A 23195-nucleotide genomic window follows, 5' to 3' on the forward strand; every position below is an offset into this window, starting at 1 on the left:
CCACGGCGGGATCCGGGTCCGCGGCGGCACCGGCCGGTTACATCCTCGTGAAGGCCCTGTCCGATGCGCACGGCGCGCGTTACCGTCTGGAGTGGGCGCCCTGCTCCCGGGCGCGCTCCGCTCGCACCGCGCCTGCATCGCGCGCCGTCCCGAAGGAAGAACCTTGACTGACAGCACGTTCACGAAGCGCGCGGCCATCGCCGTCACGAGTGCCGCGACGCTTGCCCTCCTCCTGTCCGGCTGCGGTGGATCCGGCCAGGGCGACGCCGGCACGGGCGACGCGCCCTCGGAGCTCGTCCTCGGCCTCGTCCCCTCCCAGGACGTCGACCAGCTCGTGCTCGACGCCGAGGAGCTCGGCGAGATGCTCTCCGCCGAGCTCGACATTCCCGTCACCGCCGAGGTGACCACCGACTACGCCGCGCTGGTCACCGCCATGCAGGCCGGGCAGGCCGACATCGGCATGTTCGGCCCCATCGCCCTCGTCCAGGCGGCGGACCAGGCCGGCGCCGTGCCGATCCTGCAATCGGTCCGCTACGGCTCGTCGACGTATGTGACGCAGTGGTTCACCACGGACACCGATCGCTTCTGCCTCGACGAGATCGTCGAGAAGGAGACCGAGGACGGCGTCTTCACCTTCTGCAACGGCACCGACGCGGACGAGGTCAGCGGCCCGAAGGGCGAGGAGGCGATCGCCCTCATCGAGCAGGACGAGAGGATCGCGTTCGTCGACGAGGGGTCGGCCTCGGGCTACTACTACCCGGCCACGCAGCTGCAGGAGGTGGCGGGCCTCGACCCGTTTGCGCTGACGGGGGCCACCTTCGCGGGCGGCCACCCGAACGCGGTCATCGCGGTCGACGACGGCGACGCCACGGTGGGCGTGAGCTTCGACGACGCCCGGGCAGAGGTCGTGGCAGAGCGCCCGACGATCGGCGAGGACGTGACCGTCTTCGCGTGGTCGCAGAACATCCCCAACGACGGCGTCGCCGTCTCCAGCGACCTGTCGGAGGAGTGGCAGCAGAAGATCTCCGATGCGTTCCTGGCGATCGCCGACACCGAGGAGGGCGTCGCCGTGCTGCAGGCCGTCTACAACATCGACGGCCTCGTCGCGGCGGACCTCGATGCGCTCGACGCCGCGCGCGAGGTCGAGGCGAATTTCGGCGAGCAGTGACCCTCCGGCCCCGGCCGAGCCCGCCACCCCATCCCCTCGGCGATTGCAACGACACGTGATCCGATTCGACGACGTCTCCGTCACCTATCCCACCGGCACGAAGGGGCTCGACGGCGTGAGCCTCGAGATCCCCGACGGTCAGTTCGTCGTCGTGGTCGGGCTGTCCGGAGCGGGCAAGTCGACCCTGATCCGCGCCATCAACGGGATCGTGCGCACGAGCGCCGGCAGCCTCGAGGTCGACGGTTTCCGGGTGGACGGTGCCTCGCCGCGACGGCTGCGGCAGCTCCGCTCGCGCGTGGGCATGATCTTCCAGTCGTTCAACCTCGTGCCGCGGTCCACGGTCCTGAACAACGTCCTCACGGGCCGCCTGCACACGACGCCCTGGTGGCGAGCGCTGCTCGGGTGGTGGCGCAAGGCCGACACGGAGCTGGCCTTCCAGGCGCTCGAGCGGGTGGGCATCGTCGAGAAGGCCTACAACCGGGCGTCCGCGCTCTCGGGCGGCCAGCAGCAGCGCGTGGCGATCGCCCGGGCGTTGGCGCAGGAGCCGTCGGTCATCCTCGCCGACGAGCCCGTCGCCTCGCTCGACCCACCGACCGCCAACATGGTGATGCGCGACCTGCAGCGCATCAACCGGGAGCTCGGCATCACGGTCATCGTGAACCTCCACTTCCTCGACCTCGCCACCCGGTACGCCGATCGGATCATCGGCATGCGCGCGGGCGCCGTCGTCTTCGACGGCTCGGCGTCCGAGGCTGACGACGCCGTCTTCGAGCAGATCTACGGCCGCTCGCTCAGCGCCGAGGATGTGCTGCCCGGCTCGCCCGCCGCGCAGATCGACCTGCCGGACGGCGCATGAGCGCGCCACCCGCCCGCGTCTCGCCCCGGCCGCGCAAGCCGGCGCCCCGGCCGTTCTTCATCGTCGCGGGCATCGTCGCCGTCGCCATGACCGTGTGGTCGGCCGTCCAGATCGATTTCACGCTCATGCCCCTCCTCGAGGGCAATCCGCGTGCCGCGGGCATCATCGAGCAGTACCTCAACCCCAACTGGGCCTTCGTGCTGCAGGTGTGGCCGCAGTGGCTCGAGACGCTGCTGATGGCGGTGATCGCCTCCTTCGCCGGTGCCGTGCTGGGGCTCGTCTTCGCGCTCATGGGCTCGCATCGCTCGAACCGCTCTGCCTGGTTCCTCCGGGCGGTGCGAGCGCTCCTGTCGGTGCTGCGCTCACTGCCGGAGATCGGGTGGGCGTACCTCATGGTCGCCATGGTGGGGATCGGCTCGCTCGCCGGTGTGCTGGCACTCGTCGTCTTCAACATGGGCATCATCGCCAAGCTCACGAGCGAGACGATCGACGGCATCGACCGCGGCCCCGTCGAGGCCGCCGACGCGGCGGGGGCGTCGACGATGCAGCGCATCGCCACGGCGGTGCTGCCCCAGATCTGGCCCGGGTACTTCTCCTACGTGCTGTACGTGTTCGAGATCAATCTGCGCGCCTCCGCGATCATCGGCATGGTGGGGGCCGGGGGCATCGGTCAGGCCCTCAACGTCGAGCGCGCCCGATTCAACTACGACAACGTCTCGGCCATCGTCGTCGGTTTCATCGTCATCGTCATCGTGCTCGACATCGTCTCGCAGACCCTGCGAAGGAGGCTGATGTGAGCGCCGCCGGCCTCCCCGCCGCGCGCCCTCCCGCGCCGTCGAAGCTCCCCGCCACCCTCGCCTTCGTCGCCGTCGCCGCCGTCGTCGTCGTGTGCGCCGTGGCGCTGCGCGCCGACTGGCCGGCACTGCTCGGCCTGCCGGAGCGCATCGTCACCTACACCCGCCTGCTCACCGAGGGCTTCTGGGCCAACCCGTTCGCCGATCCCCAGCGCGAGTGGTGGACCGTGGCGTTCGACTTCATGTTCGACTCCCTCTCCATCGCGTGGATCGGCACGCTCATCGGCGCCCTGCTGTCGGTGCCGTTCGGGTTCGCCGCGGCGCGCAACGTCGCGCCGGCGTGGCTCGTGTGGATCAGCCGCACGATCCTGAACGTGATCCGCGCGATCCCCGAGTTCATCCTCGCGATCGTGTTCCTCCTGCCGCTGTTCGGCTTCCACCCCGCTGCCGGCGCGATCGCCCTCGGCGTCGGATCGATCGGCACGCTCGGCAAGCTCACGAGCGAGGCGCTGGAGGACCTGCAGCCGGGCCCCGTCGAGGCACTGCGCGCCGCGGGCGCATCGGGTCTGTCGGTGCTGCGGTGGGGCATGCTGCCGCAGGTGATGCCCGAGATCGTCTCGTTCTGGCTCTACCGCTTCGAGGTGAACATCCGCGCCGGCGCGATCCTCGGCATGCTGGGCCTCGGCGGCATCGGATTCCTCTTCGACCAGCTCTTCAACGGCCGCGAGTGGGCGCGCGCGGGGATCGCGCTTCTCGTCACGGTGGTCGTCACGATCGTCGTCGATCAGCTCTCGGCGGCCGTGCGGCATCGCATCATCGGACGCGAGCAGTTCTCGCACCGCGACGTCTTCTGACCGTCGCACGCTCCGGCGTCCCCCGCCACTGCGTAGGGCGCGCGAGGTCCGGCAATAGGCTGGAGCGGTGAGGATCCGAGCGCGGGCGTGGGAGTGGATCGCACCCGTGCTCGTCACGGTCCTGGCGGCGCTGCCTCGCCTGATCGCCCTGGGCCGCCCGCCGGAGCTCGCGTTCGACGAGACCTACTACGTCAAGGACGCGTGGTCGCTGTGGAACCTCGGTTACGAGGCCCGCTGGCCGGATGACATCGACGCCGCCTTCGCCGCGGGAGACACGCAGGCGTTCACCTCCGACCCGTCCTTCGTCGTTCATCCGCCGCTCGGGAAGTGGCTGATCGGCCTGGGAATGGCGGCCTTCGGGCCCGGCGAGCCCGCGGGATGGCGGATCGCCGTGGCGTTGGCCGGCATCGCGATGGTCCCGGTGCTCTACGCGATCGCTCGACGCCTCTCGGGGTCGGTGGTGGTCGGCGCGGTCGCCGGGGGCCTGATGGCAATCGACGGGCTGGGCATCGCGATGAGCCGCGTGGCCATGCTGGACGGCTTCCTCGCCCTGTTCGTCCTGATCGCCGTGCTGTTCCTCGTGATGGATCACGAGGGCGCCCGCCGACGCCTCCAGGCGGCGCAGGGGACGGCGCTCGGACCGGTCCTGTGGAGACGGCCGTGGGTGCTGGCCGCGGGCGTGGCGCTCGGGGCGGCGACGGCCGTGAAGTGGTCCGGCCTGTACGCACTGGCCGGGCTCGGGCTGTGGCTGGTCGCCCGCGACGCGCTCGACCGGCGACGGGCACGGATCGAGGGCTGGCTGCCGTCGGCGGTGGTGCGACAGGGCCCCGCTTCGTTCCTGCTTCTCGTTCCCGTGGCCGCGGCGACGTACCTCGCGTCGTGGACCGGGTGGCTCGCCACCGCGGGCGGCTACGACCGCCAGTCCGACCCGAACGCCCTCGTCGCCCTGTGGAACTACCATCGCGCCGTCTACGGCTTCCACGTGGGCCTGAGCACGAGCCACCCGTACGAGAGCCCCGCATGGCAGTGGCCGCTGCTGCTGCGGCCCACGGCGATGTGGACGGATCGCCCCGACGTCGGGCAGGCGTCGTGCCTGGGCAGCGACGACTGCCTCGCGGTGATCACCAGCCTGCCGAACCCGGTCGTCTGGTACGCGGGCATGGCGGCGCTGATCGTGCTGGCGGTCGCGCTGGTCCGCACCCGCCGCACGCGCTTCGCCGTGCCCCTCGTGGGCGTCGGCGTCACCTGGCTGCCGTGGCTGCTGTACCCCGAGCGGACGACGTTCCAGTTCTACTCCATCGCGATGCTGCCGTTCGTGTGCCTCGGGCTCGCTCTGGCGCTGCAGTACCTGTGCCGCGAGCGCGAGCCGGTCCTGCTTCCCGACCCGACGGCCGACGAGCGCGCCCTGGCCGTGGCGCACGCGGGCCGTCAGCGCCGGGCATGGATGGTCGCGTCGGCCGCCTACCTCGCCCTCGCGGGCGCGAACGCCGTGTGGTTCCTGCCGCTGTCGACCGGCATCCTCGAGCCCTACCGGCTCTGGTATCTGCACATGTGGCTTCCCGGCTGGGTATGACGCGGAAGGGCCGGTCCTCGAACGAGGACCGGCCCTTCGCCGCGGGTCGCGCGGACGCGCTCAGTTGAACTCGAGCGGGTGCGTCGCCACCCGGCCCGAGCCGTCGCCCGGGTCGAGGGCGGTGATCGCGTCCATCTCTGCGTCGGTGAGCTCGAAGCCGAACACGTCGAAGTTCTCGGCCATGCGCTCCTTGCGCACCGACTTCGGGAAGACGATGAAGCCGCGCTGCAGGTGCCAGCGGATGACCACCTGCGCGGGGGTCTTGCCGTGCGCCTCGGCCGCCGACGCGACGGCGGGGTTCTCGAACAGCGGGTACTTGCCCTGGCCCAGCGGGCCCCACGACTCGATCTTCATGCCGTTCGCCTCGCCCCACGCGAGCACGTCGGCCTGCTGGTACGCCGGGTGCAGCTCGATCTGATCGACGGCCGGCACCACGCCGGTGTCCTTGACGATGCGGTCGAGGTGCTCGGGCAGGTGGTTGGAGACGCCGATGGAACGCGACAGGCCCGCGTCGCGGATCTCGATGAGCTTCTGCCAGGCGTTCGAGTAGGTGTCGCGCTGCGGCGTCGGCCAGTGGGTCAGGTAGAGGTCGACGTACTCGAGGCCCAGCTTGTCGAGGCTCTCGCGGATCGCGTCGTGCGGCTGGTCGCCCGACTGGCGGTCGTTCCACAGCTTCGTCGTGATGAAGAGCTCCTCGCGAGCGATGCCGCTCTTCGCGATGGCGGCGCCGACGCCCTCCTCGTTCTTGTAGATCGCGGCGGTGTCGATGTGGCGGTAGCCGACCTCCAGGGCCTCGCTGACGGCCTTCTCGGCCTCTGCCGGCGGCACGAGGAAGACGCCGAAACCGAGCTGGGGGATGTCGTAACCGGAGTTGAGCTTCACGGTGGGAACGGTCATGCCACCAGCCTAAGACCCGCGACGGCACGGGCTGACGTGCCGGCGCTCCCGCGCCTTGCGACCGGCGCGGACGGGGCGATCACGACAGCGCGCGCACCCGCTCGCGCTCGGCCTCGACCGCCGCGACGCGCTCGAACAGCGCGTCGAACACGCTCGCCCGGTCGAACTGCAGCGCGTACTCGCGGGCACGGCCCTCCCAGGCGGCGCGCTCCTGCGCGTCCATCGCGAGCGCCCGGTCGATGGCCGCGGCGATCTGGTCGGGCGCGTCCACGTCGATGATGATCGCCGTATCGCCCACCGCCTCACCCACTCCCCCGGTGAGGGTCGTGATGGCGGGCCCTCCGCCGGAGAGCGCCTTCTCGGCGAGCGCGATGCCGAAGGTCTCGATGAACTCGGGGCGCGGCTTCGTCGGCAGCACATACGCCGCCGCGCCGGCGAAGAGGAACGGCTTCTCGGCGTCGTCCACGTCGACGAGGAAGCGGATGCGATCGGCGGCCGGAGAGGCCGCGGCGATCTCGCGCAGCTCTCCCTCCTCGGGCCCGCGGCCCGCGATCACCAGCTCGCGATCCGAGGCCTGCTCCGACGCGGCGAAACCGGCGATGAGGTCATCCACGCCCTTGGCGCGGGCGAGGCGGGAGAGGTAGAAGACGTACCCGTCGCGCGCGAGGCCTCGGCGTGCGAGATGCCGATCCACCTCCTCCGGGTCGAGACCGATGAACAGCGCCGCGTTGATGGCGGGGTAGGAGATCGCCACGCGCTCCTGGCACCGCGCCGCGTAGTTCGTGCCGTGGCGTGCGTCGAGGTGACGCGCCTCCTCGACGATGAGGTCCTTCGTGTACTGGCTCACCGCGACGCAGACGTCGCTGGCCAGGTACGACTCGAGCACGTGCGCGGCCGCGCCGAAGCGATCCGCCTCGATGCACTGGCGGACGACGTTGGTGATGTCGGATCCGACCGCCTCCGCCACCGTGATGACGTTCACGGGCAGCCCCGTGCGGCGGGCGACCTCGACGGCGTCGGTCACCGCGGTGGTGTGCGGCGAGAGGTAGAGCGACATCGCGACCGTCGGCACGCCGTCGGTGAACAGCTCCACCAGGCGCCCGACGAGGCCGCCGATGTAGCGGCCGTCCACGACCTTGTAGTCGCCCACAGGCTCGGGCCGTTCCACGGTGATGCCCTCGCTGTAGGGCAGCACCGTGTCGAGCGGCTTCAGCGGCAGCCCGGCGGACTCGAGCCGTTCGATCGGCCAGGTCACGATGCGCACGTCGTCGAAGCCGCGCAGCAGCGCGGCCTCCGCGAGGTTGCGGGCTTCGCCGGAGTGCCCGCAGATGACGGGATCGGCACGGACGACGATGACGAGTCGACGGCTCATCGCGCCAGTCTGCGGGTTCGAATGCGTCATGCGTGTTACGGAACCAGGAACGTCGGCTGAACGCCAGGGGCGCGGTGCATCGGCCATAGACTGGAGGGCTATGCCCGAGCCCACGATCGCCTATCCGCCGGAGCTGCCCGTCAGCGCCGCGCGGGACGAGATCGCCGCGGCGCTGCGCGCCCATCAGGTCGTGATCGTCGCCGGCGCCACCGGATCGGGCAAGACGACGCAGTTGCCCAAGATCGCGCTCGAGCTGGGCCGGGAGCGCATCGCCCACACGCAGCCGCGGCGGCTGGCGGCCCGCACGATCGCCGAGCGCGTGGCCGAGGAGCTGCAGGTGGAGCTCGGAGGGCTCGTCGGGTACAAGGTGCGCTTCACCGACCAGGTCTCCGACGCCACGCGGATCGCGCTGATGACCGACGGCATCCTGCTCAACGAGATCCACCGCGACCGGCTGCTGCGCCGCTACGACACGATCATCGTCGACGAGGCGCACGAGCGCTCCCTCAACGTCGACTTCCTGCTCGGCTACCTCAAGCGCCTCCTGCCGGAGCGGCCCGACCTCAAGGTCGTGATCACGTCGGCGACGATCGACCCCGAGTCCTTCGCGGCGCATTTCGCGTCACCGGACGGCACCCCCGCCCCGATCATCGAGGTCTCCGGCCGCACCTACCCCGTCGAGATCCGCTACCGGCCGCTCGTCGCGAATGACACCGTCGGCACAACGAAGGAAGACTCGTTGCCCGCACCGGCCGAGTCCCCCGGCTCCGCGGTTTCCGGCGCGGATCTCCTTCGTTATGCAGCGGAGGACGAGGTGTCGGGCATCGTCGCCGCGCTGCGCGAGCTCGACCGCGAGGCGCCGGGAGACGTGCTCGTGTTCCTGCCCGGCGAGGCCGAGATCCGGGACGCCGCCGACGCCGTACGGGGTGCCTTCGCGAACCAGGCCGCGCCGACCGAGGTGCTGCCGCTGTACGGCCGCCTGAGCGCCGCCGAGCAGCACCGCGTCTTCGAGCGGTCGACCGTCGCGGGCCTGCGCCGCCGGGTGGTGCTCGCGACCAACGTGGCCGAGACGTCGCTGACGGTGCCGGGCATCAAGTACGTCATCGACACGGGCACGGCGCGCATCTCGCGGTATTCGAACCGCGCGAAGGTGCAGCGCCTGCCGATCGAGCCCATCTCCCAGGCCTCCGCGCAGCAGCGCTCGGGACGTGCGGGCCGCACGAGCGAGGGCATCGCGATCCGGCTCTACGCGGAGGAGGACTTCGCGCGGCGACCCGAGTTCACCGAGCCCGAGATCCTGCGCACCTCGCTCGCCTCGGTGATCCTGCAGATGCTCGCGCTCGGCTTCGGCGACATCAGCGAGTTCCCCTTCCTCACCCCGCCCGACTCGCGGGGCGTCAAGGCCGCGCTCGACCTGCTCGTCGAGCTCGGTGCCGTACAGCTGGGCCGCGGCGAGCCTCGCCTGACGCGCATCGGCCGCGACATCGCCCGCCTGCCGATCGATCCCCGCTTCGCGCGCATGCTCGTCGAGGCGGGACGCACGGGCGTCCAGGACGAGGTGCTCGCGATCGTGTCGGGGCTGTCGATCCAGGACGTGCGCGAACGCCCCGAGGACCAGCGCGAGCAGGCGGATCAGGCACACGCCCGCTTCGCCGATCCGGCCAGCGACTTCCTGGGGCTGCTGCGGCTGTGGGAGTACCTGCGCGCCAAGCAGCGCGAGCTGGGCTCGAGCGCTTTCCGTCGGATGTGCCGGCAGGAGTTCCTCAACTACGTGCGCGTGCGCGAGTGGTTCGACGTGCACCGCCAGCTGCGCGGCATGCTCCCGAAGCCGACGCGCGGCGACGGCGCGGCGGGTCAGGCCGCCCCGCGCCGGGGCCGCTCCCCCCAGCCCGACCCGGCGGCGCGCGCTCGTGACCCGCGCGGCGCCGCGGGCGCGGAGGCGGGCACGGACCGTGCCGGCCCCGAGACCGGTCACCCGCAGGGCGACGCGATCCACCGCGCCCTGCTGGCGGGGCTGCTGTCGCAGATCGGCACGCTCGACACCCGAGAAGCCCCGTCGGCGCGGAAGGGCCGGCCGGCTCCGGCCGAGTACCGCGGCGCGCGCGGCATCCGCTTCTCGATCTTCCCCGGATCGGCCCTGCGGCGTCAGCGCCCGCAGGCCCTCATGGCCGCCGAGCTCGTGGAGACCTCGCGCCTGTTCGCTCGCACCGTGGCGCGCATCGACCCGGCGTGGGCCGAGCCGCTGGCCGGCGACCTGGCCAAGCGCCAGGTGTCGGAGCCGCACTGGTCCAAAGACGCCGGCGCCGCGATCGCCTCGGAGAAGGTGACGCTGTTCGGCGTCGAGATCGTGCCGCGCCGACGCATCCCGTTCGCCCGCGTCGACCGGCCCGCCGCGCGCGAGCTGTTCCTGCGCCACGCTCTCGTCGAGGGCGAGTGGGATCCCTCCGTGCTGCCCCAGAACGTCACTCAGTTCCTGCGGCAGAACGCCGAGCTGCGCCGCCGACTCGAGAAGCTCGAGGAGCGCGAGCGCCGCCGCGACATCCTCGCCGGCGACGAGGCCGTCTTCGCCTTCTACGACGCGCGGATCCCGCAGGACGTCTACGACGTGCGCTCCTTCGAGGCCTGGTGGCGGGAGGGCCTGAAGCGGCAGCCGAGGCTGCTGACCATGCGCGAGGAGGACCTCGTCGACGGCGCCGCGACGGCGGACGCGCGGGACTTCCCGACGAAGTGGACCCAGGGCGACCAGACGCTGGGGCTCGCCTATCGCTTCGAGCCGGGCGCCCCCGACGACGGTGTGACGGTGGTGATCCCGCTCCCCCTGCTCGCGCAGGTCGAACCCCTCGGGTTCGACTGGCAGGTGCCCGGCATGCGCGACGAGCTGATCACGGCGATGCTCAAGGCGCTGCCGAAGGCGATGCGCCGCCACGTCGTCCCCGCCGCGGACTGGGCCGCGCGATTCTCCGAGGAGCTGCGGGGGCAGGGCCCCGAGGACCACGCCGGCCGCCCGCCGCTCCCCCTGGCGGATGCTCTCGCCCGTCTCGTGCAGCGGCAGGCGAATCAGCCCGTGAGCGCGGCGGACATCGAGTTCGATCGCGTGCCCGAGCACCTGCGCATGTCGTTCCGTGCCGTCGACCCGCGCGGACGCGCGGTGGGATCGGACCGCGACCTCGAGGCGCTGAAGCGGCGGCTCGAGGGGAAGGCGCGCGACAGCGTGGCGCGACAATTGGACCGCGCGGGCCAGCGGGCCGCGAAGGGCGCCGACCGGGTCGCGCAGGCGACCACCGTGCACTCCTCCATCGAGCGCACCGGTCTGACGGACTGGGATCTCGGCGACCTGCCCGAGGTGGTCGACACGCGCGTGGCCGGAGGCGTGGTGCGCGGGTACCCGGCCCTGGTCGACACGAAGGACGGCGTGGCGCTGCGCGTGGAGGCCACGGCCGAGGCCGCACAGCGGGCAAGCCGCACCGGCGTGCGGCGACTCGTGCTGCTGCAGGTGCCGAGCCCCGTGTCGTACATCCAGGACCACCTCACGGCGAACGAGAAGCTCGCGCTGGCCGCCTCGCCCTACCCGTCCGCGCGCGCGGTGATCGAGGACTGCCGCGCCGCCGTCGCCGATGCCGTGCTCGACCGCCACGGGGCCGTCCGCACGCGCGCGCAGTTCGAGGCGGTGCGTGACGAGGTCAGCCGTGGCTCGGTGGACGACGTGCTCGCGACGGTCTCGCTCGTCGCGCGCATCCTCACGGCCGCGCGCGACGTCGAGAAGGCCATGAAGCGCGCCACCTCGATGACGCTGCTCGGCGCCCTCAATGACGTCCGCGGCCAGCTCGCCGGGCTCGTTCATCCGGGGTTCGTCCTGGCCACGGGTCTCGAGCGCCTGCGGCACCTGCCGCGCTACCTGGAGGCCGCGCGCATCCGGCTCGAGCAGCTGCCCGACAACCCGGGCAGAGACCGCGCCTGGATGACGGAGTACGAGCGCGCCGCGGCGGCCTTCACCGAGGCGGGCGGGACCGTCCCGCTCCCCGGTGACGCAGCCCCTCGGCTCGTCGCGGCGCGCTGGCTGCTCGAGGAGCTGCGCGTCAGCCTCTTCGCGCAGCGCCTCGGCACGGCGGAGGCCGTGTCGGTTCAGCGCGTGCAGAAGGCACTGAAGGCGTGATCCGGACGCCCGGGCAAGCGCCTATCGTGGCCTCATGAGCGACATCCTCATCACCGTCGACGAGTTGGCCGCGCGCATCGGGCGCGAACCGACGCTGCGCGTGCTCGACGTGCGGTGGTGGCTCGACCGACCCGACGGACGCCCCGACTTCGAGGCCGGGCACATCCCCGGCGCGGTCTACGTCGACCTCGAGACCGAACTGTCCGCCCACCGCGCGCCCTCGGACGGGCGCCACCCCCTGCCCGAGACGGCCGCTCTGCAGGCGGCCGCGCGCCGTTGGGGATTGAACGACGGCGATGAGGTGGTCGTCTACGACAACACCCGCTCGATGTCGGCCGCGCGGGCGTGGTGGATGCTCGCGGACGCCGGCGTGAACGTGCGCCTCCTCGACGGTGCGCTGTCGGCGTGGATCCGCGCCGGGCATCCGCTGGAGACCGGCAAGGATGCCCCGGAACCGGGCTCGATCACGCTCGCGTTAGGTCGGCTGCCGCGGCTCGCGATCGACGACGCGGCGGAGTTCGGCCGGTCGGGCGTGCTGCTCGACGTGCGCGCCCCCGAGCGCTTCCGCGGCGAGGTCGAGCCCATGGACCCCGTCGCGGGACACATCCCGGGCGCCCGCAACCTGCCGACCGCCGGCCTCATCGGCGACGACGGGCGGTTCCTGCCCGCCGAGGAGATCCGCGCCCGGTTCGCGAGCGTCGGCGCCGGGCCCGATGCGCCGGTGGGGCTCTACTGCGGCTCGGGCGTGAGCGCCTCCCACGCCTTCGTCGCCGCCACCCTCGCGGGCCTGCGACCGGCCCTCTATCCGGGCTCCTGGTCGCAGTGGTCCAACTCCCCCGGCCGCCCCGTGGCCACCGGCGAGGCGTGACCCCAGGGGCGAGGTGGCCGGGTGCGGATCGCCGGCGCGAGTTGCCCGGCGCGCGGCCACCCGGGAGGATGGACGTCGGGTCCGGCGACCCGCCTCAGGTATCTTGATATCGAGATAGTTTCCCGGCACATCCCCGATCACTGGAGCGCCACCGCATGTCGAAGATCATCTACACCCACACCGACGAGGCGCCGCTGCTGGCGACGTACTCGCTGCTGCCGATCATCTCGGCATACGCGGCGAAGGCGGGGGTGGAGTTCGAGACCCGCGACATCTCCCTCGCGGGCCGCATCATCGCGCAGTTCCCCGAGCGCCTCACCGAGGAGCAGCGGATCGGCGACGCGCTGGCCGAGCTTGGCGAGCTCGCGCTCGAGCCCTCGGCGAACATCATCAAGCTGCCCAACATCTCGGCGTCGGTGCCGCAGCTGAAGGCCGCCATCGCCGAGCTGCAGGCGCAGGGCTACGACGTGCCCGACCTGCCGGAGGACCCCCAGACGGCCGAGGAGAAAGACATCGCGGCCCGCTACGACAAGGTCAAGGGCTCGGCCGTGAACCCCGTCCTGCGTCAGGGCAACAGCGACCGCCGCGCGCCCGGCGCGGTGAAGGCGTACGCCAAGGCACACCCTCACTCGATGGGCGCCTGGAGCGCGGACTCGAAGACCCGCGTGGCGACGATGGGTCACGACGACTTCCGCTCGAACGAGAAGTCCTTCGTCTCCGCCGGCGACGACACCCTGCGCATCGAGCACGTCGCGGAGGACGGCACCGTGACGGTGCTCAAGGAGAAGCTCCCGGTGCTGGCCGGCGAGGTCGTCGATGCGACCTTCATGAGCGCCGCCGCCCTCGACGCCTTCCTCGCCGAGACGGTGCGACAGGCCAAGGAGGAGGGCGTGCTCTACTCGGCCCACCTCAAGGCCACGATGATGAAGGTCAGCGACCCGATCCTGTTCGGCCACATCGTGCGCGCCTACTTCGCCCCCGTGTTCGAGAAGTACGGCGCCGATCTGGAGGCCGCCGGCCTGTCCGCCAACGACGGCCTGGGCGCGATCTTCGCCGGCCTCGAGCAGCTGCCGAACGGCGCCGAGATCCGCGCCGCGTTCGACGCGCAGCTGGCCGAGGGCCCGGCCCTCGCGATGGTCAACAGCGACAAGGGCATCACCAACCTGCACGTGCCCAGCGACGTGATCGTCGACGCCTCCATGCCCGCCATGATCCGGATCGGCGGCCACATGTGGGGCCCGGACGGCAAGGAGGCGGACACCCTCGCGGTCATCCCCGACTCGTCCTATGCCGGCGTGTACCAGACGGTGATCGAGGACTGCAAGGCCAACGGCGCGCTCGACCCGACGACCATGGGCACCGTGCCGAACGTCGGCCTCATGGCGCAGAAGGCCGAGGAGTACGGCTCGCACGACAAGACCTTCGAGATCGCCGCGGCCGGCACGGTACGCATCGTGAACGCCGCCGGTGACGTGGTGCTGAGCCACGACGTGCAGCCGGGCGACATCTGGCGGGCCTGCCAGACCAAGGACGAGCCCATCAAGGACTGGGTGAAGCTGGCCGTGACACGTGCCCGCCTGTCGAACACCCCCGCGGTGTTCTGGCTCGACGAGACGCGCGCCCACGACGCGAACCTCATCGCCAAGGTGAACGCCTACCTGCCGGAGTTCGACACCGAGGGCCTGGACATCCGGATCATGGCGCCGGCCGAGGCGACGAAGTTCTCGCTCGACCGCCTTCGCCAGGGGCTCGACACCATCTCGGTCACCGGGAACGTGCTGCGCGACTACAACACCGACCTGTTCCCGATCCTCGAGGTGGGCACGTCGGCGAAGATGCTCTCGATCGTTCCGCTCATGGCGGGGGGCGGCCTCTTCGAGACGGGCGCCGGTGGCTCGGCCCCGAAGCACGTGCAGCAGCTGGTGGAGGAGAACTACCTGCGGTGGGACTCGCTCGGCGAGTTCTTCGCGCTTGCCGCCTCCTTCGAGCACCTCGCACAGCGCGAGGACAACGCGAAGGCCCAGGTGCTCGCCGACACGCTCGACGCCGCCACGGCGACGTTCCTCGAGAACGACCGCTCGCCGGGCCGCAAGCTCGGCACGATCGACAACCGCGGCTCGCACTTCTACCTCGCCCTGTACTGGGCGCAGGAGCTGGCGCGGCAGACGACCGACGCCGAGCTGGCGGCGGCGTTCGGCCCGTTGGCCGAGAAGCTGACGGCGCAGGAGCAGACGATCGTCGACGAGCTGGTCGCGGTGCAGGGCAACCCCGCCGACATCGGCGGCTACTACCGCCCGGACGTGGCCAAGACGGCGGCGGTCATGCGCCCCTCCGCCACGTTCAACGCGGCCATCGACGCGCTGTAATCGCGCAGGCTCTCGAACGGCCCGCCCTCCTTGCGAGGGCGGGCCGTTCGTCCTTCCGGGACGGCGCGGAGCCGGTCAGTATGGTGGACCTTGTCGCCGCGCGACCCGAGTGCCCGCCAGAGAGGACGGCTCTTCCCATGAACTCTGCCCTGCCCGAGACGATGCGCGCCGCCGTGATCGACGCAACCGGCGGCCCCGAGGTCTTCCGCATCGCGGAGGTCCCTCGCGCGTTCCCGATCAGCGCGGAGCTGCTCGTCGAGGTGCACGCGGCGGGCGTGAACCCCATCGACGCGAAGACGCGCGGCGGCAAGGGCGTCTCGGCCGCGATCCCGGCCTTTCCCGCGATCCTGGGAAGCGATTTCGCGGGAGTGGTCGCCGCGAGCCCCTACGACGCGTACCCGCTGCAACCCGGCGACCGCGTGTACGGCATGATCCCCGTGCCCCGCACCAGCGGGAGCCTTGCCGAATACGCGCCGATCTCGGCGCTCGGCGTGGCGCGGGCGCCCCAGAACCTCGAACTGGTGGACGCCGCCGCCGTGCCGCTCGCCGCTCTCACGGCATGGGGCGCCCTGCACGACGGCGCGGGCGTGCAGGCCGGGCAGCGCGTGCTCGTGCACGCCGGCGCGGGTGGCGTCGGCCACTTCGCCGTGCAGCTGGCGAAGATCGCGGGCGCCGAGGTCATCGCGACCGCGTCCGCCGCGAACGCCGACTTCGTGCGCAGCCTCGGCGCCGATCGTGTGATCGACTACCGCAGCGAGCGCTTCGAGGAGGTCGTCGGCGACATCGACGCCGTCATCGATCTCATCGGCAACGTCGCCGACGACACCGGCAGCCGGTCCCTGAAGGTGCTCGCCGCCGACGGCATCATCGTCAACGTCCCGACGGGCAGCTGGCCGACCTTCCACGAGGAGGCCGCGGCGGCCGGGCTGCGGGGGACGACCTACAAGGTGTCGCCCGACGGGCGCCGGCTCGCGCAGATCACCGACCTCATCGAGCAGGGTCGCCTCCGCGTTCACGTGGACGAGGTGTTTCCGCTCGAACGAGTCGCGGACGCCCATCGCCGCGCGGAGACCGGGCACGTGCGAGGGAAACTCGTGGTGCGGATCCGCTCGTAGTCCGATGAACACGCGCAGCATCGACGGCTACCGCCTCGAGTGGCTCACGAGCTTTCTGGCCGTGGTCGACTTCGGCGGGTTCGCGGCGGGGGCGGAGGCGACCTATCGCTCTCAGCCGCGCGTCAGCACCCACGTGGCGCAGCTCGAGCGGCACCTCGGCGTCGTGCTGATCGATCGCCACGAGCGCCCCGTGCGCCTCACCGAGGCGGGCATCGCGTTCCTCGAGCATGCCAGGGCGGTCGTCCGCTCACTGGAGACGGGTACCGCGTCGGTGCAGGCGGTGCTCGGAATGCTCCGCGGCCACGTGCGCCTCGGCAGCTACGCCGGCGCCGGACCCACCTTCGTCGCCGCGTCGCTTGAGGCGTTCCGACGGCTGCACCCGCACATCGAGGTCGAGCTCGTCGAGGACGAGTCGGAGGCCCTCGCCGCCGCGCTGAGGTCCGGCGACATCGACCTCGCGATCCGGCCCGTGCTTCCGGCCGTGCGCGACGCGTCGCTGCTCTACCAGGCGCTCTGGGAGGAGCCGCTGGTCGCTCTCACCCCGCCCGATCATCCCCTTGCCGCGTCGGAGTACATCTCCGTGGCCGAGCTGGCGGCGCATCCTCTCGTGCTGCTCGGCGACGCCCACGGCGACCCGGACCACCCCGACGAGATCCGCCGCGCGTTCCGCACCGCCGGGGTGTCGCCGCGCGTCGTCCTGCGCACGCGGGAGCCGGCCACGCTGGCGGGCCTGGTGCGACGGCGCCTCGGCGTGGGCGTGTGCGACCTGCTCAGCGGGACGGCCGCCGGCGATCTCACGGTGATCCCGCTGCTCGACTCGGGCAATCGCCGACTGGTCAGCGTCTTCTGGAACTCGTCGCGCCCCATGCAGCCGGCGGCCCGCGCCCTGATGGACCTCCTCGTGCAGGTGCCCGTGCCGGCGGAGGTGAGCAGCTACCAGCGGCGGGCATGACCCGCTAGAGCGCCGCGAGCAGCTCCTCCACGAGCCCGTCGACCTCGTGTCGGCGGGGAATGGGACCGACGGCGCCGAGCCCTTCCACCACCCGCGACGCGGCGGCCGCGGCGAAGATCGCCGCCTCCCGGGGCGCGCGGCCTTCGAGCAGCGCGACGGCGAAACCGGCGTCGAAGGTGTCGCCCGCGCCCGTGGCGTCCTTGGCCAGCACGGCGCGCGTCGGCACAGGGATGTAGTCGTCCTGTGTCGCGACGACGGCGCCCGATCCGCCCATCTTGAGAACGATCATCTTCGCCCCGATCGCGAGCAGCTCGCGCGTGATCGCGCGCGGATCCTCCTTCCCCGTGAGCATGCGACCCTCTTCGAGGTTGGGAAGCACCACATCGCAGAGCGGGATCGTGTAGCGCGCCGTGGCGCGGGCGGCGTGGAGCGACCACAGCGCCGGACGGATGTTGGGGTCGTAGGTGACCGTCACGCCCGCCGCCCGTGCCCGCTCGATGCCCGCGAAGACCGCTTCACGGGCCGACGTGCTGATCGCCTGCGTGATGCCGGTGACGTGCAGGATCCGCGCCGACTCGATCCAGCCGTGCGGGATGTCGTCGGCGGAAAGGTGCGAAGCGGCCGAGCCGGTGCGGCGGTACACGAACTCGCTCATCGCGCCATGGCGCAGGATGAAGTAGAGACCGGTGGGATGACGCTCGTCCACGATGACGTGGGAGCCGTCGACGCGCTCGTCGTGCCACAACCCCTGCAGCATGGCCCCGAACGGGTCGGCACCCACGCGCGTGAGATAGCCGGAGCGCGCGCCCAGGCGGCTCGCCGCGACGGCGAAGTTCGAGCTGTCGCCGCCGTAGCCCACCGTGAACACGGAGCCCGAGCGGGGGCCGCCGACGGCCTCGGCATTGAACTCCACCATCGGTTCCCCGAAGGAGACGATATCGGGCATGGATCTGCCTCTCAGATGCGGTTGTAGGTAGCGATGCCCTGCGCCAGCGAGCCGGATTCGAGGATGAGCCGAGCCTGCTGGCGCTCCCGCTCCTCGATGTCCTCGGCGATCCGGCGCACCTCGTCGACGAGGGCGCGCGGCACGATCACGACGCCGTCCCGATCGCCGACGACGAGGTCGCCCTGGGCCACCGCGACACCGCCGATGTGCACCGGCTCCCCCTTCGACACCGTCCGGAATCGCCCCAGCGTCGTCGACGGGCTCTGTGATACGGCGAACACGGTGAACCCGTAGTCGCGCTCGATCTCGTCGACATCGCGCACTCCCGTGTCGAGGACCACGCCCGCGAGCTTGTTCGCCACGGCGCCGGCGGTCATGATCCCGCCCCAGCCGGCGACCTCGGCCTCGCCGCCGTTGTCGATGACGATGACGGCTCCCGCGGGTGCCTCGTCGATGGCCTCGAGCGCGTGCACCGGCGGCACGTGCTCGTCCGTCGGTTCCTCCTTCACCGTGACGGCGGGCCCCACGATCTTCGTGCCGGTGATCCGGTGGATACGCGAGGACACGTACCCGTGAACGCCGAGCGATTGCAGCGCGTCCGAGACGGAGGGGGTCGTGATGCGGTGAAAGGCCGCGATGATCTCGTCGGGGAACTCGATGGACATGGGTCCTCCTTGTCAAAGGTCAACGTGAAGATCGGAGTCAGGCGACGTGAACGGCCGCGAGCAGCCGTTCCGCCTCCTGACGGACGGCCGCGGTGTCGGGCTCAGCCGCCGCGGGGCTGAGCCCGCCGCCCACCCCCACGGCGAGCGCGCCGGCGGCGATCCACTCCCCCGCATCGGCGGCGGAGATGCCGCCGCTGGGCACCACCGCCAGCTGGGGAAAGGGGCCGGCGAGCGCGCGGAGGTAGCGGGGGCCGAGGGCGTCGGCGGGGAAGAGTTTCACCGCAAGGGCACCGGCGGCGAGCGCCCGCTGCACCTCGGTGGGGGTGAGCACGCCGGGCAGCATGAGGATGTCCCGCTCCCGGGCGAGCGCCACGACCCGCTCATCCAGGCCCGGGCTCACGAGGAACCGCGCGCCGGCGTCGACGGCGTCGCGCGCCATCATTGGATCGACGACGGTGCCGGCGCCGACGAGCACGTCCGGGTGCGCGTCCCGCACCTTGCGGATGAGCTCCAGCGCGCCCGGCACGGTGAACGTGACCTCGACCGCGCGGAGACCACCGGCGACGGCGGCATCGATCGCCGCGCGCGCCGCGGCGACGTGCGCGCCCCGCACCACCATGATCAGGCGCTCGGTGCCGAGTCGCGAGAGCGCGGCCGACGCGGTCATCCCTCGCTCCACGGCCGGATCGACTCGATCCAGTAGACCCGCGCCAGCATGCCGACCGACTCGGGCCGCACGTCGCGCAGCCGGACGAAGTCCTCCCCCGAGCCGCTGATGCGGCCGTAGGACTGCAGGAAGAGCGTGTGGAACCGCTCCGGAGCGAAGTCCATGACCACCTCGACGCGCAGCGAGCTCTCCACGGGCACCTCCGCCGCGACCGCGGGGTCGACGACCCCGGGCGCGCGGAAGGCGAGGAAGGCCTGCCACGCGGCGGCGAGGATCGCGACGACGGCGAGGACCCGCACGAGGCGGGTACGCAGCATGCGCGCGATCATCAGCCGGCCGATCCGGGGGCGACGGAGATCTCGGCGTCGTCCTCCACACCGAGCATGGCGAGCAACTCCGCGCGCAGGTGCAGGAAGCGGGGGTGGGTCTGGACGTCGCGCCAGGCCCGCGGCCGTGGCAGCTCGACCGCGATGTCGGCGGCGACGACGGACGGTCGGGCGCTGAGCACGATCACGCGATCCGCCATGAAGATCGCCTCTTCGACGTCGTGCGTGACGAAGAGCACGGTGGGGCGCTGGGACTCCCACATGCCGAGCACCTCCTGCTGCAGCAGGCGCCGCGTCTGCGCGTCGATGGACGCGAAGGGCTCGTCCATGAGCATGATCGTCGGCTCGGTCGCGAGGACACGGGCCACACCGGCACGCTGCCGCATGCCGCCGGAGAGTTCGTGCGGGAACTTCTTCTCGAACCCGCCGAGGCCCACCAGCGCGGCCATCTCTCGCGCCGTGGTGCGGCGCTGGGCCTTGGGCACGCCCCGCATCTTGAGCCCGAAGGCGATGTTCGCCTCCACGGTCATCCACGGGAACAGCGCGAAGTCCTGGAAGACGACGCCCCGGTCCGGTCCGGGGCCGGCGACGTCCTTGCCCCCCACCCGCACGCGGCCGGCGGTCGCGGGGATGAACCCCGCCACGGTGTTGAGCACCGTCGTCTTGCCGCATCCGGACGGTCCGATGAGGGAGACGAACTGTCCCTCCGGGATCGTGAAGGACACGTCCCCCACCGCGATGGTGGCCTCGCCGGAGTACGGATCGATGTACGTCTGATTCAGGTTCTCGATGCTGAGCGTGCTGCTCATCGTCCTACTCCTTCGACCATTCCCCAACGCTCGACCGTCTGCTTCTCGAACGGTGCGAGAACCAGCGCGTCCAGCAGGTACCAGAGGATGCCGAGCACGATCATCCCCACGAACACTTGCGATATCTCCCCCTGGCGGCGGGCGTCGAACATCATGAACCCGACGCCGCTCGTCCCGATGATGATCTCCGCCGCGATGAGCGCCCGCAGCCCGTACCCGAGCCCCGTGCGGATGCCGCTCGACACGCCGGGCAGCGCGCCCGGAAGGACGACGTAGAGCACCCGCTGCCACCGCCCCGCGCCCAGGCTGCCCGAGGCGCGCAGGAGGTTCTGCGGGATCCCGTCGATCGCGGCGACGATGCTGATGATGAGCGGGAACACGACGGTGTAGACGATGACGATCGTGACGGACGTCAGGCTGAACCCGAACCAGATGATGAGGATCGGCAACCACGCGATGTCTCCGATCGCTTGGAAGAACAGCAGCACCGGCCAGGTGAAGCGGCGAACGTATCGGTTGAGGCCCACGAGGAATCCCAGGGGGATGCCGATGGCGAGCCCGTAGAGCGCACCGATCGCCAGGCGGGCGGCCGAATCCGCGATGTACGAGGGGAGGATGCCCTTGCGGACGAGCTCGACCGTGGTGTCCCACACCGTCGCGGGGCCGGTGAAGAAGGCGTCCGGGAAGACCTGAGCCGCCGCGATTGCCGCCCACAGCGCCGCGACGACGGCGAAGGGGCCCCACGTGCGGATTCCGGGGACGCGCAGGAGGCCGTGCTGGAGACGGGGCCAGAAGCCCACGCGGGCGACGGCGATTCCGGTGGTGGTCATGCGTCGGCCCTCTTTCCGCCCCAGCGCTCGACGGTTCGCCGCTCCAAGGGTGCGAGCAGGAGACGATCCATCAGGATCCACAGCACGCCGATGATGACCATCATGAGGATGATGACGTCGGTCTCGTAGTACTGCCGGGCGAGGAACAGGCTGTAGCCCAGCCCGAGGCTCGTCGCGATGATCTCGGCGGCGATCACGCCGCGCCAGGCGAATCCGAGGCCCACCCGCAACCCGACCGCGATGCTCGGCGCGGCGCCGGGCAGATACGTCTCCCAGACCATCCGCACGGGGTGCGCCCCGAGGCTGCGCGCCGCCCGCAGCAGCGAGATCGGGATCTGTCGCACGCCCAGCAGCGTCTGGTAGACGATCGCGAAGAACACCGCGTTGAAGACGACGAAGATGACGGCGCCGTCGCCGTAGCCGAAGGCGAGGGTGGCGAAGGGGATCCACGCGATGCCCGCCAGCGCGACGGAGAAGCGCAGCAGCGGCTCGAAGAATCCGGCCACGGCCCGGCTCATGCCCATCAAAATCCCGAACGGCACACCGAGGAGCACGGCCGCGCCGGCGCCCAGGAACACGCGGTTCAGGGTGGCTCCGAGGTGCAGCCACAGCGTGCCGTCGGCCGTCATCTCGATGAACCGTGCCCACACCGCCTGCGCGGAGGGGAAGGTGCGGGGCGAGACTCCCCCGAGCGGGATGACGAGGAGCCACAGGATCAGCAGCAGGAGGAACGGGCTGACGAACCAGGCCACATCGGCGGCGCGGGCCTTCACCCGCTGCGTGGGGGTCTTCGCGGCGAAGACCCCCACGCCCCGCGCGCTCACCGCGGACACTGGCCGCCCGCCGGATCGAACGCGAAGCCGTCGCCGATCTGCGCGCTCCCGGGAATCGCGCTGAGGTCGTCGAAGAGCTCCGGGGACGATGCCAGGACGTTCGTCATCGGCCCGGGCAGGAACGCCTCGTTGACGTCGAACGTGCCGTCGATCGAGCCGAGCTCGTGGAGCGTCGTCTGCGCGGCATCGAGGGCGGCGTAGTTGCACGCCGAGATGCGGGGGTCGAGCTGCTTGATGTTGAACTCCATGGCCGCCTGGGCGATGGCGGGGTCGAGGCTCGACAGCCATCGTGCGGCGACGCCCGCGGCTTCGCTGGGGTTCTCCCGCATCCACTGGTCGGCCGCCGCCCGGGCGGTGAGGAACCGCTCGACCACGTCCGGGTTCTCCTCCGCGAACGCCCGCTTGGTGACGATGTACCCGAGGTACCCGATGTACCCGCCGCCGCGGGCGACCTCGTAGCTGCCCTCGACCTGCTCGAGGATCTGCAACGGCCAGGGGTCCCACACGATGGCGACATCGATGCCGCCGGTCTGCAGTGCCACCCCGAGGTCCGGCGGAGCGGTGTTGACGATCTCGACGCTGTCCGACGGCAGCCCGAGGTCCTCGAGTACGGCGAGGAGGTACAGGTGATTGATCGAGCCGACGGCGACCCCGATCTTCTTGCCCTCGAGGGTGGCGAGGTCGCCCTCCGCGACACCGGATCCGTCGCGGGCCACGACCGCCATGGTCTCGTCGATACCGAACTGCGACGCGCTTCCGGTGTAGTTGCCCACGAGCACGTAGTCGGCGCCGGAGAGCTTCGCCCCGATGTACGGCGCCCCCACCTGGGCGAACTGGATCTGGTCGGTCTCGAGCGCGTTGAGCTGATCGACGCCGGTCGCGAACGGCTCGGCGATCTCGACGTCCAGCCCGGCCTCCTCGAAGAAGCCCTGATCGAGCGCGGCGGGCAGGCCGATCTGATCGATCGCGCTCACCCAGCCGGCGGTGACGGTCACGTCGTCCGCGGCCTCACCGTCGCCGCCGTCGGCGGGCGCCGGCGCCGGGGACGGCGACGAACAAGCCGCAACGGCCAGCAGAAGGCCGGCGGCGGCGAAGGCGGCCCCGGCGCGGAACAGCGTGGATTTCATGTCAGTCCCTTTCACGACACTGTG

At 71.4% G+C, this 23195-nt stretch carries 20 protein-coding genes; 10 read left to right on the forward strand and 10 right to left on the reverse strand.

What is annotated here, in order from left to right:
- Nucleotides 1-163 precede the first annotated feature (163 nt).
- The 5 genes from phnD (at nucleotide 164) to N8N77_RS03620 (ending at nucleotide 5245) form a co-directional block, all read left to right on the forward strand.
- Entirely contained in the window at nucleotides 164-1168 is a 1005-nt protein-coding gene (gene phnD / locus N8N77_RS03600) for a phosphate/phosphite/phosphonate ABC transporter substrate-binding protein (RefSeq protein WP_261164675.1), read from the forward strand.
- A 55-nt stretch (nucleotides 1169-1223) separates the two neighbouring features.
- Nucleotides 1224-2024, forward strand: coding sequence for a phosphonate ABC transporter ATP-binding protein (phnC, locus tag N8N77_RS03605; protein WP_261164677.1), 801 nt, complete (start codon nucleotides 1224-1226; stop codon nucleotides 2022-2024).
- On the forward strand, nucleotides 2021-2821 hold the full coding sequence (gene phnE / locus N8N77_RS03610; protein WP_261164678.1) for a phosphonate ABC transporter, permease protein PhnE: 801 nt from the start codon (nucleotides 2021-2023) through the stop codon (nucleotides 2819-2821). Before phnC ends, phnE (N8N77_RS03610) begins: the two co-directional genes overlap by 4 nt.
- Nucleotides 2818-3672: a phosphonate ABC transporter, permease protein PhnE gene (phnE, locus tag N8N77_RS03615; RefSeq protein WP_261164680.1), complete on the forward strand. Its 855-nt coding sequence runs from the start codon at nucleotides 2818-2820 to the stop codon at nucleotides 3670-3672. The genes phnE (N8N77_RS03610) and phnE (N8N77_RS03615) overlap by 4 nt, the downstream gene beginning before the upstream one ends.
- A gap of 67 nt (nucleotides 3673-3739) precedes the next feature.
- Nucleotides 3740-5245, forward strand: coding sequence for a dolichyl-phosphate-mannose--protein mannosyltransferase (locus N8N77_RS03620; RefSeq protein WP_261164682.1), 1506 nt, complete (start codon nucleotides 3740-3742; stop codon nucleotides 5243-5245).
- Between the two features lie 60 nt (nucleotides 5246-5305).
- Here N8N77_RS03620 and N8N77_RS03625 read toward each other — a convergent pair whose 3' ends face one another.
- Together N8N77_RS03625 and N8N77_RS03630 are read right to left on the reverse strand one after the other, a co-directional pair.
- Nucleotides 5306-6142 carry an aldo/keto reductase gene (locus N8N77_RS03625; RefSeq protein WP_261164684.1) on the reverse strand — a complete coding sequence of 279 codons (837 nt, stop codon included), beginning with the start codon at nucleotides 6140-6142 and terminating at the stop codon, nucleotides 5306-5308.
- Nucleotides 6143-6221: 79 nt separating this feature from the next.
- Nucleotides 6222-7514, reverse strand: a complete 1293-nt coding sequence (locus N8N77_RS03630; protein ID WP_261164685.1) for a glycosyltransferase — start codon at nucleotides 7512-7514, stop codon at nucleotides 6222-6224.
- A gap of 100 nt (nucleotides 7515-7614) precedes the next feature.
- Between N8N77_RS03630 and hrpA the strand changes: the two genes are divergently transcribed.
- From hrpA to N8N77_RS03655, 5 genes are all read left to right on the forward strand, one after another.
- Nucleotides 7615-11667: an ATP-dependent RNA helicase HrpA gene (gene hrpA, locus N8N77_RS03635; RefSeq protein WP_396652771.1), complete on the forward strand. Its 4053-nt coding sequence runs from the start codon at nucleotides 7615-7617 to the stop codon at nucleotides 11665-11667.
- Nucleotides 11668-11701: 34 nt separating this feature from the next.
- Nucleotides 11702-12535 (forward strand): sulfurtransferase, encoded by an 834-nt coding sequence (locus tag N8N77_RS03640; protein ID WP_261164689.1) that lies wholly within the window; start codon nucleotides 11702-11704, stop codon nucleotides 12533-12535.
- A gap of 155 nt (nucleotides 12536-12690) precedes the next feature.
- The gene (locus N8N77_RS03645) at nucleotides 12691-14901 is read left to right on the forward strand and encodes an NADP-dependent isocitrate dehydrogenase (RefSeq protein ID WP_261164691.1); all 2211 of its coding nucleotides are present in this window, start codon (nucleotides 12691-12693) and stop codon (nucleotides 14899-14901) included.
- 137 nt (nucleotides 14902-15038) lie between these two features.
- Nucleotides 15039-16016 carry an NADP-dependent oxidoreductase gene (locus N8N77_RS03650; protein ID WP_261164693.1) on the forward strand — a complete coding sequence of 326 codons (978 nt, stop codon included), beginning with the start codon at nucleotides 15039-15041 and terminating at the stop codon, nucleotides 16014-16016.
- A gap of 4 nt (nucleotides 16017-16020) precedes the next feature.
- On the forward strand, nucleotides 16021-16968 hold the full coding sequence (locus tag N8N77_RS03655; protein WP_261164695.1) for a LysR family transcriptional regulator: 948 nt from the start codon (nucleotides 16021-16023) through the stop codon (nucleotides 16966-16968).
- Nucleotides 16969-16972: 4 nt separating this feature from the next.
- Here N8N77_RS03655 and N8N77_RS03660 read toward each other — a convergent pair whose 3' ends face one another.
- The 8 genes from N8N77_RS03660 to N8N77_RS03695 are packed head-to-tail and all read right to left on the reverse strand — an operon-like array spanning nucleotide 16973 to nucleotide 23171.
- Entirely contained in the window at nucleotides 16973-17914 is a 942-nt protein-coding gene (locus tag N8N77_RS03660; protein ID WP_261164697.1) for a sugar kinase, read from the reverse strand.
- Nucleotides 17915-17925: 11 nt separating this feature from the next.
- Nucleotides 17926-18579, reverse strand: coding sequence for an RraA family protein (locus N8N77_RS03665; protein WP_261164699.1), 654 nt, complete (start codon nucleotides 18577-18579; stop codon nucleotides 17926-17928).
- A gap of 37 nt (nucleotides 18580-18616) precedes the next feature.
- Nucleotides 18617-19246, reverse strand: a complete 630-nt coding sequence (locus N8N77_RS03670) for a bifunctional 4-hydroxy-2-oxoglutarate aldolase/2-dehydro-3-deoxy-phosphogluconate aldolase (RefSeq protein WP_261164701.1) — start codon at nucleotides 19244-19246, stop codon at nucleotides 18617-18619.
- Nucleotides 19243-19563, reverse strand: coding sequence for a hypothetical protein (locus N8N77_RS03675; protein WP_261164703.1), 321 nt, complete (start codon nucleotides 19561-19563; stop codon nucleotides 19243-19245). The genes N8N77_RS03670 and N8N77_RS03675 overlap by 4 nt, the downstream gene beginning before the upstream one ends.
- 11 nt (nucleotides 19564-19574) lie before the next feature.
- The gene (locus tag N8N77_RS03680; RefSeq protein WP_261164705.1) at nucleotides 19575-20381 is read right to left on the reverse strand and encodes an ABC transporter ATP-binding protein; all 807 of its coding nucleotides are present in this window, start codon (nucleotides 20379-20381) and stop codon (nucleotides 19575-19577) included.
- Nucleotides 20378-21211 carry an ABC transporter permease gene (locus tag N8N77_RS03685; protein WP_261164706.1) on the reverse strand — a complete coding sequence of 278 codons (834 nt, stop codon included), beginning with the start codon at nucleotides 21209-21211 and terminating at the stop codon, nucleotides 20378-20380. Before N8N77_RS03685 ends, N8N77_RS03680 begins: the two co-directional genes overlap by 4 nt.
- A complete protein-coding gene (locus N8N77_RS03690; RefSeq protein ID WP_261164707.1) occupies nucleotides 21208-22035 on the reverse strand; it encodes an ABC transporter permease in 828 nt (275 codons plus the stop codon). The genes N8N77_RS03685 and N8N77_RS03690 overlap by 4 nt, the downstream gene beginning before the upstream one ends.
- On the reverse strand, nucleotides 22032-23171 hold the full coding sequence (locus N8N77_RS03695; protein ID WP_261164709.1) for an ABC transporter substrate-binding protein: 1140 nt from the start codon (nucleotides 23169-23171) through the stop codon (nucleotides 22032-22034). Before N8N77_RS03695 ends, N8N77_RS03690 begins: the two co-directional genes overlap by 4 nt.
- Between the last annotated feature and the right edge of the window lie 24 nt (nucleotides 23172-23195).

The sequence above is a fragment of the Microbacterium sp. Marseille-Q6965 genome (assembly GCF_946151065.1).
GTDB lineage: Bacteria > Actinomycetota > Actinomycetes > Actinomycetales > Microbacteriaceae > Microbacterium.

Excerpts from the sequence above, each read along its gene's own strand:
- phnE (WP_261164678.1), top strand. The coding sequence starts at position 2,021 with ATGAGCGCGCCACCCGCCCGCGTCTCGCCCCGGCCGCGCAAGCCGGCG.
- N8N77_RS03625 (WP_261164684.1), bottom strand. The coding sequence starts at position 6,142 with ATGACCGTTCCCACCGTGAAGCTCAACTCCGGTTACGACATCCCCCAG.
- N8N77_RS03630 (WP_261164685.1), bottom strand. The coding sequence starts at position 7,514 with ATGAGCCGTCGACTCGTCATCGTCGTCCGTGCCGATCCCGTCATCTGC.
- hrpA (WP_396652771.1), top strand. The coding sequence starts at position 7,615 with ATGCCCGAGCCCACGATCGCCTATCCGCCGGAGCTGCCCGTCAGCGCC.
- N8N77_RS03640 (WP_261164689.1), top strand. The coding sequence starts at position 11,702 with ATGAGCGACATCCTCATCACCGTCGACGAGTTGGCCGCGCGCATCGGG.
- N8N77_RS03645 (WP_261164691.1), top strand. The coding sequence starts at position 12,691 with ATGTCGAAGATCATCTACACCCACACCGACGAGGCGCCGCTGCTGGCG.
- N8N77_RS03650 (WP_261164693.1), top strand. The coding sequence starts at position 15,039 with ATGAACTCTGCCCTGCCCGAGACGATGCGCGCCGCCGTGATCGACGCA.
- N8N77_RS03655 (WP_261164695.1), top strand. The coding sequence starts at position 16,021 with ATGAACACGCGCAGCATCGACGGCTACCGCCTCGAGTGGCTCACGAGC.
- N8N77_RS03660 (WP_261164697.1), bottom strand. The coding sequence starts at position 17,914 with ATGCCCGATATCGTCTCCTTCGGGGAACCGATGGTGGAGTTCAATGCC.
- N8N77_RS03665 (WP_261164699.1), bottom strand. The coding sequence starts at position 18,579 with ATGTCCATCGAGTTCCCCGACGAGATCATCGCGGCCTTTCACCGCATC.
- N8N77_RS03670 (WP_261164701.1), bottom strand. The coding sequence starts at position 19,246 with ATGACCGCGTCGGCCGCGCTCTCGCGACTCGGCACCGAGCGCCTGATC.
- N8N77_RS03675 (WP_261164703.1), bottom strand. The coding sequence starts at position 19,563 with ATGCTGCGTACCCGCCTCGTGCGGGTCCTCGCCGTCGTCGCGATCCTC.
- N8N77_RS03680 (WP_261164705.1), bottom strand. The coding sequence starts at position 20,381 with ATGAGCAGCACGCTCAGCATCGAGAACCTGAATCAGACGTACATCGAT.
- N8N77_RS03685 (WP_261164706.1), bottom strand. The coding sequence starts at position 21,211 with ATGACCACCACCGGAATCGCCGTCGCCCGCGTGGGCTTCTGGCCCCGT.
- N8N77_RS03695 (WP_261164709.1), bottom strand. The coding sequence starts at position 23,171 with ATGAAATCCACGCTGTTCCGCGCCGGGGCCGCCTTCGCCGCCGCCGGC.